Consider the following 12,932-nt stretch of genomic DNA (forward strand, 5'->3'; position numbering starts at 1 on the left):
GTGTTGTCATTATAGAGGAGCCACCGCCAAAGAAAAGCGCGGCGGCGTCAAGCTGGCAATATTGATCCCTGTTCAAGCCTTATTTGAACTTGACCTTGGCCACCAGGCCCATGTTCAAGGTCGTTTCGCCCGGCTCGAAGCTCGGTTCGGCCACCTGGTTGCCGCCATAGCCCATGGCATCGGCACTCATGGCGCGCGCGCCGGCCACGTTGGCGCGCTGCGCGTAGTTGCCCGAACCTTCGAAATCGATGGTATCGATCACGGCGTCACTGACATTGCGGCCCATGGCGCCAGCGATGGCGGCCACGCGCTCGTTGAGGTTCTTGTAGGCGGCGACGATGCGCTGGTCGTCGAGCTTGCGGATGGTGGCGGGCGCCAAGCCGAAGTTCAGGCGGTTCAGGGTCAGCACGCCTTGCGCAGCCGACACGGTTTTCGGCAAGGCGGCCAGATTCGTCGTCGTTACCTGCAGATACTGGCCCACTCGCCAGCCGGTCGGCACTCTGGGTTTGGCGGCGACACCAGGCGGCAATGGCGCCGTTTCAGGATACACGGCATACGTGTAATAGCCCTGGGTTTTCAGCACGGCTTGCGGATCGGCTTTCTTGACGATGGCCGCGCCCTGGTTCATCTTCTGGTTCACGCGCGAGGCGGCGGCGGCCTTGTCCTTGTCCTGCTCTTCGACGGCCAGGGTGACGGTCACCTGGTCGTTCGCATGCACCACTTCGCCGTTGGCGGGCACCACGACGAGGGTGCCGGAGGTGGGCAAGGTCTGGGCTTGTACGCCCAAGGCAATGGTAGCGGCGGCGGCAGCCAGCAGTGATTTCATGACGGTCATGGGTTCTCCTGGAAAATATGGGGGCAAAAACGACCATGGGGCCAACAGCCCCATGATTTTTAACACATGCTAACGTGGAAATACTTCCACACTATTGAACTTACTTGAACTTGACCTTGCCGACGACACGCATGTCGAGCGTCGTTTCGCCCGGCTCGAAGCTCGGTTCGGCGACGGCACTGTCTTCGCTCATCTTGGCGCTGCGCATCATCATCGGTGCGGCGGCAGAGCGGTTTTCCGTGACGTAATTGCCCGAACCTTCGAAGTCCACCGTATCGAGCACGGCGTCGGAAACGTTGCGGCCCATGGCCTTGGCGATGGCGGCCACGCGCTCATTCAGGTTTTTATAGGTGGCGGCGATGCGCTGGTCGTCCAGCAAACGGATGGTTTCCGGCTTCAGACCGAAATTCAAGCCATTCAGGGTCAGCACGCCTTGCGCCGCCGACACGGTTTTGGGCAGGGACGCCAGGTTGGCCGTCGTCACTTCCAGGTACTGGCCCACGCGCCAGGCCGTTGGCAGGCGCGGCTTGGCAACGGCGCCAGCCGGCAATGGGCGCTCTTCCGGATACACAGGATAGGTATAGTAGCCATACGATTTCAGTGCCGCCGACGGATCAGCCTGCTTGACGATGGCGATGCCCTTGTTCATCTTCTGGTTGACACGCGACGCGGCCGCAGCTTTGTCCTTGTCCTGTTCTTCGACGGCCAGGGTAGCGACCACCTGGTCATTGACATGCTTGACTTCGCCAAACGCGGGAACGACCACCAGGGTGCCGGAAGTCGGCAGGGATTGCGCTTGTGCGCTCAGGGCAACGGTGGCTGCGGCGGCAACAAGGACGGATTTCATCACGGTCATGGGGGTACTCCTAGGTAGTTAATGTGGCTGACAGCCAGCGAAGGGAGCAGTTTTGCCGCCCCTTTCGCTTGAGAAACTTGTCAAACTGTGTAGATTCTAACGCCTCATTCATTCCCGTGGCGCAAATTAACAAATCGTCACAAAATGCGCTTGCCAGTCACATCTGCTCACATTTCAATACACTGCCATTGAAAAAAACAATGTTATTAATGACTTATCAGTGGCCGACCACCGCGCCGCCGCTGCGCCGGCCCGGCTTGAAACTGTGACGGCGCGCGCGCCAGGCAATGGTCAATGCCACCATCAGCAAGGCCAGCATGGCCCACGGGAACGATGCCGCACCATAGCCGTCGAGCAGCAAGCCGCCCGCCAGGCCGCCGCCCGCGATGGCCACGTTCCAGATGGTCGCCACCATGGCCTGCGCCACATCCATGCCGTCGCCGGCCGCGTCCGCCGATGCCGTCTGCAGCAAGGTGCCGGCGCCGCCAAAGGTGATGCCCCAGATGGCCATGCTGACATAGATGACGATGGGGGAGTCCATCGCCAGGCCCAGCGCGACCATCACGAGGGCAAAGGCGGCGATGCAGCCCAGCACGAGCGGGCGCAGCCAGCGGTCGATCAGCCGGCTGACCAGCCAGATGCCGGCCAGCGAACCTACGCCATACACGAGCAGCACCAGGTCGACACGCGGGCGCAAGCCGGACGGCGCCAGGAACGGCGCGATGTAGGTATACAGAATGTTATGCGCCAGCATCCAGGCGACGATCACCGCCAGAATCGGCCGCACGCCCGGCGTCATGAATACCTGGCGGATCGACAGGCGCTCGCCATTCTTTTGCCCAGGATAATCGGGCACGGCCAGCAGCACCCACGCGACCAGCACCACAGCCAGGCCCGACATGATGCCGAAGATGCTGCGCCAGCCCAGCACGCCGCCCATCAGGGTGCCCAGCGGCACGCCCAGGGACAGGGCCAGCGGCGTGCCGATCATGGCAATGGCCATCGCCCTGCCCTGCTGTTCGACGGACACCATGCGGCGCGCGTAGCCGGCCATCAAGCCCCAGGCCAGCCCGGCGGCCATGCCGGTGACGAAGCGCGAGACCAGGGCGACCATATAGTTGGGCGACAGCGCCGTCGCCGTATTGAAGATCAAAAAGCCGATGATGGCCAGCAGCAAGACATTGCGCCGGCGCCAGCCGCTCGTCAGCGCTGTCAGGGGAATGGCCGTCAGGATGGAACCGATGGCGTAGACGGTGACCAGCTGGCCCGTCATGACTTCGGAAATACCGAGGTCGCGGGCAATCTGCGGCAGCAAGCCGGCGGGCAAGGTTTCCGACAGGAGGGCGAGAAACGCCGTCATGGCCAGGGCCAGCAAGGCCAAGACGGGAAGACGTTCGGAAACGGAAGATTCGGCAGTGCCCGGCATGGGTACTGTTGCGGTAGTGCGGTCGGTCATAGGGGTCCTTCAGGTTGCCAAGCGGCTGATCAATTGGCGCCTGGCGTGCTACAAAAGCGGTGATGCGCGTTGCGGTCGGCAGATACCGAAACAGATGCAGCCCACAGGGAACTGCAAAGGAAGGCCGGAATTATATAGGAATATAAAAAGACAGGAGGCGGGCGAAAAACGTGCGCGCCAAAACAGCCGCGCTCAAGCTGGCGTCATGCAGGCATCATTGGCCGCCTTGCGTGGCGAAAACCAGGCATTCGATTTCGGACTGTACAGGAAGGCGCAGATGACGGCGAACGTCAGCGCGCCAGGCAGGACATTCATCTTGAGCGGCACGGTCGCCAGGCTGAGCGCAATGTCGATCACGCCCCACACCAGATACACAGTGCGCGCACCACGCTGCCTTTGCAGCATGGCCAGCGCGGCCACCAGAGTAATGCCCAGGCTAGCGAGCAAGATCGCGTATTGCGCCTCGGCGGGAATCGCGCTGTGCGCCATCCACGCCTGCATGGCGGGATCGTTGCGGCCGAGGTAAGCCGACACCAGCGATGACAGAGAACCGATGACCAGAAACCAGCAACTGATGGCAAGCGAGACGGGGCGCTTGACCACATGAAGATTCCCGACAAAAACTTTAGAAAAAACAAGCATGGTGCTGACGGTAAGATTGAATGGGCCTGATTGTAACGGATGTTGCCTGCCAAACGATGCGCATAAAAAAAGCCGGCTTGCGCCGGCTTCTTGTGAAGAACGATAACTGCTTAGTTCTTCGACTGGTCAACCATCTTGTTCTTGGCGATCCAAGGCATCATGGCGCGCAGTTTCGCACCCACTTCTTCGATCTGGTGCTCGGACGTCAAACGGCGGCGCGAGATCAGGGTCGGTGCGCCTGCCTTGTTTTCCAGGATGAAGCTCTTCGCGTATTCGCCCGTTTGAATGTCTTTCAGGCATTGACGCATCGCATCCTTGGTGGCCGACGTCACGACTTTAGGACCGGTCACGTATTCGCCGTATTCGGCGTTGTTCGAGATCGAGTAGTTCATGTTGGCGATGCCGCCTTCATAGATCAGGTCGACGATCAGTTTCAATTCGTGCAAGCACTCGAAGTACGCCATTTCAGGCGCGTAACCAGCTTCCGTCAGGGTTTCGAAGCCGGCCTTGATCAGTTCCACGGCGCCGCCGCACAGCACGGCTTGTTCGCCGAACAAGTCCGTTTCGGTTTCTTCACGGAAGTTCGTTTCGATGATGCCGGCACGGCCGCCGCCGTTGGCCGAGGCGTACGACAGGGCGATATCGCGGGCGATGCCCGATTTATCCTGGTACACGGCGATCAGATGCGGTACGCCGCCGCCCTGGGTGTAGGTGGCGCGCACGGTGTGGCCTGGCGCTTTCGGCGCGACCATGATCACGTCCAGATCGGCGCGTGGCACGACTTGGCCGTAATGCACGTTGAAGCCGTGGGCGAAGGCCAGCACGGCGCCTTGCTTGGCGAACGGGGCGATGTTTTCGTTGTAGACCTGGGCGATGTTTTCATCTGGCAGCAAGATCATGATGACGTCGGCCGCTTTCACGGCGTCATTGACTTCCGCTACTTTCAGGCCCGCTTGCTCGACCTTGGTCCAGGAAGCGCCGCCCTTGCGCAGGCCGACGGTGACGTTGACGCCCGAATCGTTCAGGTTTTGCGCGTGTGCATGGCCTTGCGAACCGTAGCCGATGATGGCAACGTTTTTACCTTTGATCAAGGAGAGGTCAGCGTCTTTGTCGTAAAAAACTTTCATGGTATTTCCTATATATTTGATGATGCGTTGTTGTTTTAAATGCGGCGCCAGGGCCGCGTAGTGCTGCTTGTATTTTTATACTTTGAGGATGCGTTCGCCGCGGCCGATGCCGGAACCGCCCGTACGGACGGTTTCCAGGATGGCGGCGCGGTCGATCGAATCGATGAACGCGTCGAGCTTGACCTTGTTGCCGGTCAGTTCGATCGTGTACGTCTTTTCGGTGACATCGATGATGCGGCCACGGAAGATATCGGCGGTGCGCTTCATTTCCTCGCGCTCCTTGCCCACGGCCCGAACCTTGATCAGCATCAACTCGCGTTCGATATGCTGGCCTTCGGTCAGGTCCACCACCTTGACCACCTCGATGAGGCGGTTCAAGTGCTTGGTGATCTGCTCGATGATGTCGTCCGAACCGCTGGTGACGATGGTCATGCGCGACAGGGTCGAGTCTTCCGTCGGCGCCACCGTCAATGTTTCGATGTTGTAGCCGCGTGCCGAGAACAGGCCTACCACGCGCGACAGGGCGCCCGCTTCGTTTTCCAGCAAGACAGAAATAATATGGCGCATGATTAGAGATCCTCCGAACCGAGCATCATTTCGGACAGGCCCTTGCCGGCTTTCACCATTGGCCACACGTTTTCGGACTGGTCGGTAATGAAGTTCATGAATACCAGCCTGTCTTTCATGCCAAACGCCTCTTTCAGGGCGCCGTCGACGTCGCCCGGTTTTTCAATTTTCATGCCCACGTGGCCGTACGCTTCCGCCAGCTTTTCGAAATCGGGCAGCGAATCCATGTACGACTCGGAATAGCGCGAACCGTAATCGATTTCCTGCCACTGGCGCACCATGCCGAGGAAACGGTTGTTGAGCATGATGATCTTCGGCGTCAGGTGGTACTGCTTGCACGTGGCGAGCTCCTGGATGCACATCTGGATCGAACCTTCACCGGTGATGCAGGCAACGGTGGCGTCCGGATTGGCCATCTGCACGCCCATGGCGTACGGCAAGCCGACACCCATGGTGCCCAGGCCGCCGGAATTGATCCAGCGGCGCGGCTTGTCGAAGCCATAATATTGCGCCGCCCACATCTGGTGCTGGCCCACGTCGGACGTGATGAAGGCGTCGCCCTTGGTGATCTGGAACACCTTTTCCACCACCGATTGCGGCTTGATCACCAGGTCGGAGGTCGGGTATTTCAGGCATTCGCGGCCACGCCATTCGGCGATCTGCTTCCACCAGTTGCTCAAGGCATTGACGTTCGGCTTCGCTTCGGCCGCGTCCAGTTGCGCGAGGAACTCGATCAGCACGTCCTTGACGTTGCCGACGATGGGGATATCGACCTTGACGCGCTTGGAAATCGACGATGGATCGATGTCCACGTGGATGATCTTGCGCGGATGCGAAGCGAAATGTTTCGGATTGCCGATCACGCGGTCATCGAAACGGGCGCCGATGGCGATCAGGACGTCGCAGTTCTGCATCGCCATGTTCGCTTCATAGGTACCATGCATGCCGGGCATGCCGACATACTGCTCGCTCGAGGCGCGGTAGCCGCCCAGGCCCATCAAGGTGTTGGTGCACGGGAAACCCAGGCGGTCGACCAGCTTGTTCAGCTCGGGAGCCGCATGCGCGAGGATGACGCCGCCGCCCGTGTAGATCATCGGACGTTCGGCTTGCAGCAACAGCTGCACGGCCTTGCGGATCTGGCCCGAGTGGCCCTTGTCGACGGGACGGTAGGAACGCATCTCGACTTCCTTCGGATAGTCGAAATGGCATTTGTGCATGCTGATATCCTTGGGGATATCGACCAGCACGGGTCCCGGACGGCCGGTACGGGCGATGAAGAAGGCTTTCTTGATCGTCGCTGCCAGGTCCTTGACGTCCTTGACGAGGAAGTTGTGCTTGACGACGGGGCGCGTGATGCCGACCGTGTCGCATTCCTGGAACGCATCCTGTCCGATGGCGTGGCTCGGCACCTGGCCGGAGATAACGACCATGGGAATCGAGTCCATGTACGCGGTGGACAAGCCCGTGACGGCATTCGTGACGCCCGGACCGGACGTGACGATGGCGACACCGACTTTGTTCGAGCTGCGCGAATAGGCATCGGCGGCGTGGATCGCGGCCTGCTCGTGGCGTACCAGGATATGCTGGAATTTGTTTTGCTGGAAGATGGCGTCGTAGATGTAGAGTACGGCTCCGCCCGGGTATCCAAAGACGTGCTCGACGCCCTCTTCAGCCAGACAGCGCACGACAATTTCTGCGCCGGTAATGGGTCCTGCTGCTGCTTCGGTATTCATGAAACATTCCTTTCAAGGTCCATTGGAGATTGATCGGATGTTCTTTCCTGACGAAGTTCGCCGTGCGCGACAGTGCTCCTGCTTCCCTTTTCATGCGGTCACGACATTTCTTTGGGCACCCATAGATACCTTACAAAACAACGCTTAACGCAACTCGTTTGGCCGGAGTTTCTGTGGCGCCTGTACGAACCGCTCGCGCTTGTGGCGCGGGTTAGAACAAACTGCCTACAAATGAAAGCGCGTCTTGCCGCGGATGGCCTTGTGTGCCGGTCGCGACCTGACCATAGGGCTTTGGGGTGTTCAAAGCGTCCCATACGTTATCGCGTTGCACCATTATGGTCAAGGAAAATGTCAGCCGAAAGGCCAATTCCCCCGCACGCCGTGCAAAAAGCCTGCGGAAACGCACATTTTTTGCTAGCATGCACGGGGTTGCAAAAAGCATACCCGCCCCCATTTCGCCCACCGCACCCCGCAGCCGCTAAGATCCCCAATACCGCATGGCAACAGACAAAGAATTATCCGACTTTCTAGAAAATGTCGAGCGGCGCGCTTTCAAGCAGGCCGCCTACGCGGTCCGCAAGGAAGAATCGGCACTCGACATCGTGCAGGACGCCATGATCAAGCTGGCCGAGAAGTACGGCGACAAGCCAGCCGCCGAGCTGCCGATGCTGTTCCAGCGCATCTTGCAGAACACCATCCTTGATTATTTCCGCCGAGAAAAAGTTCGCAACACCTGGGTCAGCCTGTTTTCCGGCATGAAGCCCTCGGGCGACGAGCATGAAGATTTTGATATACTTGATACTTATGAATCGGAACAGGGCTCGAGTGCCGCCGAATCGTCAGCCGACCAGGTCGAACGCGCGCAAATGCTTGATTTGATTGATGCAGAGGTACAAAAACTGCCCTCACGTCAACGCGAAGCCTTCCTCATGCGTTACTGGCAGGACATGGATGTGGCTGAAACAGCGGAAGCGATGGGTTGCTCCGAAGGTAGCGTGAAAACACATTGCTCTAGAGCTACCCACACGCTCGCCGAATCGCTGAAAGCCAAGGGAATTAAATTATGAACACCGACGATCTCAATTTCGCTTACAAAGTGCGCCATGCACTGAACGAAAAACTCGACGACCTGCCCGCATCGGCCACCGATCGCCTGGCAGCGGCACGCAAGCTGGCCCTGTCGCGCAAGAAGGCGGACGCGCCCGCCGCAGTCGCCGTGCGCAAGGATGTCTTCGCCGGCATCGCCAGCAGCCTGTTCGTCGAGCCGCTGTCGTGGCTGGGCCGCATGAGCGTTGTCATCCCCCTGCTGCTGCTCGTTGGCGGCCTGGTGGGCATCTATCAGTTTGAGCAAGAACAACATATTGCCGAACTGGCAGAAATCGACGCCGCCGTCCTGTCGGACGAATTGCCGCTCTCCGCCTATATGGACCATGGCTTCAACGCCTACCTGACGAAACGCGAGCAATAAATGGCACGCACGAGCGTACGCAAAGGCTGGCTGGCTGGCGGCATCGGCCTGGGTGCTTGCGCCTTGGCGGGCGCCGCCTGGGTAGGCGCGCAGCAACATGCCGCGCCCGCCGCCCCTCCTGCAGCAGCCGCGCCCGTCGTGGCGCCCGCACCGGCCGTCAAGCCCGGCTCACCCCGCACGGGCGGCAAGGGCGGCACGCCGAAGGCTGGCGAGAATCCATTATGGAACAAGCTGTCGCGCGCGCAACAGGAAGCCCTGCAGCCGCTGGCGGGCGAGTGGAACAAGCTGGAACCGCTGCGCAAGCAGAAATGGCTCGATATCGCCAGCCGTTTTGCCTCGATGACGGCCGACGAGCAAATCCGCGTACATGACCGCATGCGCGAATGGGTCAAGCTGACGCCGGAACAGCGCCGCCTCGTGCGCGAGAACTATACCCGCACGAAGAAGATTGATCCGGGCCAAAAAACCGCGCAATGGGAGCAATACCAGCAATTGCCGGAAGATCAAAAGAAAAAGCTGGCGACGGAACTCGTGCCGAAAAAACCGCTGGGCAAGGTGCCTGCGATCAACTCGACGACGACCAAGCCGCCCGTACTTAAGGCGCCTGCCACGTCGGCAGCGCCTGCCGCCGCACCTGTCCAGCCGCCCGCTCCCGCAGCGACGGCCGTGCCGGCAGGCGATCCTGCCGCCACCACGCCACCCGCCGCCGTGCCCGTCACGCCACCTGCTACGCCCGCCCCACTGCCAACCAATGTCAAATAGCACGCCTGCCGCCAGCATCACCTCCCATCCCACGATCAAGCGCCGCCTGATTTCCATGGTGTACGAGTCGCTGCTGGCCCTGGCCGTGCTCTTTTTACCGTTCCTGCTGTTTGAACTGGCCGTGCAAGGCGCGCATACGCCATTGACGGAACACATGCGCCAATGCCTGGCCTTCCTCGTCATGGGCGCGTATTTCATCCATCAGTGGAGCCGCGAAGGACAAACCCTGGCCATGAAGACGTGGCGCCTGAAAGTCGTGCTGCCGGGCCACGCTCACGTGCCGCTGCGCGTGGCCGCCTACCGCTATGTCCTGTCATGGATGTGGCTGCTGCCCGCGCTCGTGGCGGCGTATGCCTTCGACCTGCAGCACTGGACGGCCCTGGGCGCCATCGGCGTGGGCATCCTGGCCTGGTCCAGCACGGCCCTGTTCACGGGCAATGGTCAATTCCTGCACGACAAGCTGGCGGGCACGCAGATCGTGCAATTGCCGGCTCCCGCGAAGAAGTCGAAAAAAGTCGCCGCCTGAGTTTTATGCGGCTTGACCTGGGTCATTGAAGCGCCACGGGGGCTCTGCGATCATGGCATGCCATGAAGAATACCGCCCCCCTCCCCCACACACGCTTCGCTCCCTACCGCGAGGAAGTCTGCAGCGAAGACGAAGTCAAGCATCTCGTCCACACTTTTTATGCGGCCGCGCGCGACGACGCCATGCTGGGCCCCATCTTTGCCGCCGAGGTCAAGGATTGGGATGCTCATCTGGCAACATTGATCGATTTCTGGTCAGGCTTGCTGCGCGGCACCATGCGCTACCACGGCAAGCCGCTGGCCCAGCACGCGCAAATGGAAAACCTCACGCCCTGCATGTTCCGCCGCTGGCTGACCCTGTTCTTTGCCACGACGGAAAGCATGGGCAACCCGGCCCTGCAAGAGAAGGCCGATACCATCGCCTTGAATATCGCCGAGCGGCTATGGAAAAGCTTTGCGGAAAGCCATTCCATCGTGGCGCCGCAGCTTTAGAAACGTTCGTAGCCTTGCAGATAGCGCCACTGTCCTGACGGCATGGCGCCCATCGAAATACGGCCAATGCGCAAGCGCTTCATGGCGACCACGTCCAGTCCCACCATCTTGCACATGTGGGCGATCTGGCCCGGCTGCACGTTTTTCAGGGCAAAGCGCAAGCGCGTTTCATTTTGCCAGCTGACCTTGATCGGCGGCAAAGGCTTGCCATTGAACGGCAAGCCGTGATTCAGCAGCGCCAGGCCATTCTCGGCGATGGCGCCCGACACTTCCACGATGAATTCCTGCTCCACCGTTTTCGCTTCGTCGACCAGCTTGCGGGCGACGCGGAAATCCTGCGTGAACACCAGCAGGCCGGACGCCATGGTGTCAAGCGGATTGGTGATGGTCAGACCGATCAGGTGGCGCTTGAGGAAGCGCGTGACGGAGCTGGGCGCCACATTTTCCGGCGTGAAAATCTCTTCGGGACGCAAACAGCTCAGGGCCGGCTTGCCTTCGCTGCCCACGCCGCCATTGATGCCGGCCGGCTTGTGCAGCAGAATCGTCACGGGCGGCATTTCTTCCAGGGTCGCGTTCGGCAGCAGCACCACCGTTTGATTGTCGGCCACGCGCGCGCCCGACTCTTCCACCAGCACGCCATCGACCGTTACCCAGCCGCCCTCGATATACAGCTCGGCCTCGCGGCGCGAACAGGGCACGTCTTCAGACAGACGCTTGGCCAGGCGGACGGTGGGCATTTCGATTGGTGTGGTCATGGGGAGGCGCAAAAAGCAAGGGAGGAGAAAGCCGGTATTGTAACCGACCCGCTCCTCCCTTTTTGTTGACGTTGTTGCTGACTGCCTGGTGGCTGTCGGATTACGCTGCGCTAATCCGACCTACACGGCCTACCGGCTGTTGCTGGTGATTGTCGGATTACGCGCTTACGCGCTAATCCGACCTACCCGACCGGCGCGGCGATGGCGGGCTTGGTAGGTTGGATTAGCGGCTTGCCGCGTAATCCAACAATCAGGCCGCCGCTTTTGCCAATTCCTCGGCAAAGAAACGGTGGCCCATCTCTTCCAGGCCCAGAGTCTGCAGCACTTCCTGCAGGCGTTCCGTCGGGCGCTGGCGCGGCAGGTTCTTGTAGCTGGCGATGATCAGTTCATTCTTCATCGAATGCTCCCAGCCCACCAGTTCCGTCACGCTGACCTGGTAGCCGTGCGCTTCCAGCTGCAGACAGCGCAGCACGTTGGTGATCTGGCTGCCGAACTCGCGCGTGTGCAGCGGATGGCGCCACAGTTCCGTCAAGACGCTCTTGCCCAGGCTTTTGCCCTTGTTCTTCTTCAGCACGGACGCGACTTCCGCCTGGCAACATGGCACCAGCACCATGAACTTCGCCTTTTTCTTCAGGGCGAAGTGAATGGCGTCATCGGTGGCCGTGTTGCAGGCGTGCAAGGCCGTGACGATGTCGATCTGCTGGGGCAGCAAGTTCGATTCCGTCGATTCGGCCACGGACAGCGGCAGGAACGACATGCCGGGGAACTTGAATTTCTTGGCCAGCTCCTGCGAGCGCTGCACCAGCTCTTCGCGCGTCTCGATGCCGTAGATGTGCGAACCGTCGTTGCCGTTCTTGAAGAACAGGTCGTACAGGATGAAGCCCAGGTAGGACTTGCCGGCGCCGTGGTCGACGAGGGACACGCCGGGATGGTCGAGCTGCACTTCGCGCAGCAGCGGCTCGATGAACTGCGTCAGGTGGTACACCTGCTTGAGCTTGCGGCGGCTGTCCTGGTTCATCTTGCCGTCGCGCGTCAGGATGTGCAATTCCTGCAGCAAGGCGACCGACTGGCCATCCTTGATCTCGGGCATATTGCTGGCGGCCGTGATGATGTCTTTCGGCGCAGCGACTGCGGTGGCGGCGGCTGCCGCGCCCTTAGCGCGCTTCATCGATCCACGCCATCTGTATCGCTTCGAGCACTTTTTCGCCGCCGCGCGTGTGGTCATCGTCGAAACCGTCCAGTTCCACCACCCAGTTATGCAGGTCGGTGAAGCGCACGGTCAGGGGATCGATGTCCGGATGCGTATCGAACAGCGCTTCGGCGATCGCGGTGATGTCGGACCATTTCATGTTAGTGGCTGCCTTCGCTGACCTGGTTGATCGTGTATTTCGGGATTTCAACGACGAGATCGGCCTCGGCCACGATGGACTGGCAAGACAGGCGCGACACGGCTTCCAGGCCCCAGGCCTTGTCCAGCATGTCTTCTTCCAGTTCCGTTGCTTCGTTCAAGGATTCGATGCCTTCGCGCACCAGCACGTGGCACGTGGTGCAGGCGCACGATTTTTCGCAGGCGTGCTCGATGTCGATGTCGTTTTCCAGCAGGATGTCGCAGATGGACTTGCCGGCAGGTGCTTCGATGACGGCGCCGTCCGGGCAAAGCTTGGCGTGCGGCAGGATAACGATTTGTGGCATGGTTTCTTCTTTCAGTCTGTCA

At 60.4% G+C, this 12,932-nt stretch carries 16 protein-coding genes; 5 read left to right on the top strand and 11 right to left on the bottom strand.

The features are described from left to right. Positions 1-79: 79 nt before the first annotated feature. The 7 genes from JAB6_RS08135 to JAB6_RS08165 form a co-directional block, all read right to left on the bottom strand. Positions 80-835: an SIMPL domain-containing protein gene (locus JAB6_RS08135; protein ID WP_070302209.1), complete on the bottom strand. Its 756-nt coding sequence runs from the start codon at positions 833-835 to the stop codon at positions 80-82. 100 nt (positions 836-935) lie between these two features. Then, complete coding sequence (locus JAB6_RS08140; RefSeq protein WP_034750034.1) at positions 936-1,691, bottom strand: SIMPL domain-containing protein; 756 nt, start codon at positions 1,689-1,691, stop codon at positions 936-938. A gap of 217 nt (positions 1,692-1,908) precedes the next feature. Continuing rightward, positions 1,909-3,147, bottom strand: a complete 1,239-nt coding sequence (locus tag JAB6_RS08145) for an MFS transporter (protein WP_083292603.1) — start codon at positions 3,145-3,147, stop codon at positions 1,909-1,911. A 192-nt stretch (positions 3,148-3,339) separates the two neighbouring features. After that, positions 3,340-3,750, bottom strand: coding sequence for a hypothetical protein (locus JAB6_RS08150; protein ID WP_070302213.1), 411 nt, complete (start codon positions 3,748-3,750; stop codon positions 3,340-3,342). A 149-nt stretch (positions 3,751-3,899) separates the two neighbouring features. Further along, positions 3,900-4,916: a ketol-acid reductoisomerase gene (gene ilvC / locus JAB6_RS08155; protein WP_034750044.1), complete on the bottom strand. Its 1,017-nt coding sequence runs from the start codon at positions 4,914-4,916 to the stop codon at positions 3,900-3,902. Positions 4,917-4,991: 75 nt separating this feature from the next. Then, the gene (gene ilvN, locus JAB6_RS08160) at positions 4,992-5,483 is read right to left on the bottom strand and encodes an acetolactate synthase small subunit (protein ID WP_010399754.1); all 492 of its coding nucleotides are present in this window, start codon (positions 5,481-5,483) and stop codon (positions 4,992-4,994) included. 2 nt (positions 5,484-5,485) lie between these two features. Next, entirely contained in the window at positions 5,486-7,216 is a 1,731-nt protein-coding gene (locus JAB6_RS08165; RefSeq protein WP_051991041.1) for an acetolactate synthase 3 catalytic subunit, read from the bottom strand. A 497-nt stretch (positions 7,217-7,713) separates the two neighbouring features. Here JAB6_RS08165 and JAB6_RS08170 point away from each other — a divergent pair, with 497 nt between their 5' ends. The 5 genes from JAB6_RS08170 (at position 7,714) to JAB6_RS08190 (ending at position 10,463) form a co-directional block, all read left to right on the top strand. After that, positions 7,714-8,283 carry an RNA polymerase sigma factor gene (locus tag JAB6_RS08170; protein WP_034750048.1) on the top strand — a complete coding sequence of 190 codons (570 nt, stop codon included), beginning with the start codon at positions 7,714-7,716 and terminating at the stop codon, positions 8,281-8,283. Beyond that, positions 8,280-8,684, top strand: a complete 405-nt coding sequence (locus JAB6_RS08175) for a DUF3619 family protein (RefSeq protein WP_046683840.1) — start codon at positions 8,280-8,282, stop codon at positions 8,682-8,684. Before JAB6_RS08170 ends, JAB6_RS08175 begins: the two co-directional genes overlap by 4 nt. Continuing rightward, positions 8,685-9,446, top strand: coding sequence for a DUF3106 domain-containing protein (locus JAB6_RS08180; protein ID WP_070302214.1), 762 nt, complete (start codon positions 8,685-8,687; stop codon positions 9,444-9,446). It abuts the gene before it with no gap. Continuing rightward, positions 9,436-9,972, top strand: a complete 537-nt coding sequence (locus JAB6_RS08185) for an RDD family protein (protein WP_070302216.1) — start codon at positions 9,436-9,438, stop codon at positions 9,970-9,972. Before JAB6_RS08180 ends, JAB6_RS08185 begins: the two co-directional genes overlap by 11 nt. 62 nt (positions 9,973-10,034) lie before the next feature. Continuing rightward, positions 10,035-10,463, top strand: a complete 429-nt coding sequence (locus JAB6_RS08190) for a group III truncated hemoglobin (RefSeq protein WP_051991043.1) — start codon at positions 10,035-10,037, stop codon at positions 10,461-10,463. Here JAB6_RS08190 and JAB6_RS08195 read toward each other — a convergent pair. The 4 genes from JAB6_RS08195 to fdx form a co-directional block, all read right to left on the bottom strand. Further along, the gene (locus JAB6_RS08195) at positions 10,460-11,218 is read right to left on the bottom strand and encodes an rRNA pseudouridine synthase (protein ID WP_070302218.1); all 759 of its coding nucleotides are present in this window, start codon (positions 11,216-11,218) and stop codon (positions 10,460-10,462) included. The genes JAB6_RS08190 and JAB6_RS08195 overlap by 4 nt on opposite strands. 250 nt (positions 11,219-11,468) lie before the next feature. Further along, on the bottom strand, positions 11,469-12,386 hold the full coding sequence (locus tag JAB6_RS08200; protein ID WP_070302220.1) for an SAM-dependent methyltransferase: 918 nt from the start codon (positions 12,384-12,386) through the stop codon (positions 11,469-11,471). Further along, positions 12,373-12,567, bottom strand: coding sequence for a Fe-S cluster assembly protein IscX (gene iscX, locus JAB6_RS08205; protein WP_034750067.1), 195 nt, complete (start codon positions 12,565-12,567; stop codon positions 12,373-12,375). The genes JAB6_RS08200 and iscX overlap by 14 nt, the downstream gene beginning before the upstream one ends. Before the next feature lies 1 nt (position 12,568). Further along, the gene (gene fdx / locus JAB6_RS08210; RefSeq protein WP_034750070.1) at positions 12,569-12,910 is read right to left on the bottom strand and encodes an ISC system 2Fe-2S type ferredoxin; all 342 of its coding nucleotides are present in this window, start codon (positions 12,908-12,910) and stop codon (positions 12,569-12,571) included. Between the last annotated feature and the right edge of the window lie 22 nt (positions 12,911-12,932).

The organism is Janthinobacterium sp. HH104, assembly GCF_001758715.1.
In the GTDB taxonomy this organism is placed as follows: Bacteria; Pseudomonadota; Gammaproteobacteria; order Burkholderiales; family Burkholderiaceae_D; genus Janthinobacterium; species Janthinobacterium aestuarii.